The sequence below is a fragment of the Microbacterium maritypicum MF109 genome, from assembly GCF_000455825.1.
GTDB lineage: Bacteria > Actinomycetota > Actinomycetes > Actinomycetales > Microbacteriaceae > Microbacterium > Microbacterium maritypicum_A.
In genome coordinates, this window is record NZ_ATAO01000220.1 from 1 (window position 1) to 399 (window position 399).

A 399-nucleotide genomic window follows, 5' to 3' on the forward strand; every position below is an offset into this window, starting at 1 on the left:
GTGCGGGGATGGGGAGTTGTCCCCATCGACGGTGTTCGTGGGTGCGCCGTAGGGTGGGTGTTGTTCGGGCCGGAGGGGTCCGGTTCTCTCGATTGGCGGAGGTGTGGACGATGGCCGATTTCGGTGCGTCTTATGCGGAGATGGAGCAGGTGGCGTCGTCGCTGTCGCAGGCTCGTGATGACATTCAGGGTCAGTTGGACACGTTGAAGGGTCAGGTGGACACTCTTCTGGGTGAGGACTTCAAGACGCAGCATGCGTCGGGGAAGTTCGGTGAGGGGTACACGGAGTTGACGACGGGTCTGAAGACCGCGGTCGATGGCATCAACGACATGTCCGAGTCGCTGTTGGGCATGATGCGGGCGATCCAGGACCTGGACCAGCAGCTCGCCGGCAGCTGAC

Annotated in this window: 1 protein-coding gene; it reads left to right on the forward strand. The window is 62.4% G+C overall.

Features of this window, described 5'->3' with window-relative positions; genetic code table 11:
* Positions 1–110: 110 nt before the first annotated feature.
* Positions 111–398, forward strand: coding sequence for a WXG100 family type VII secretion target (locus tag L687_RS39220; protein ID WP_028501988.1), 288 nt, complete (start codon positions 111–113; stop codon positions 396–398).
* The last annotated feature ends 1 nt before the right edge of the window (position 399 follow it).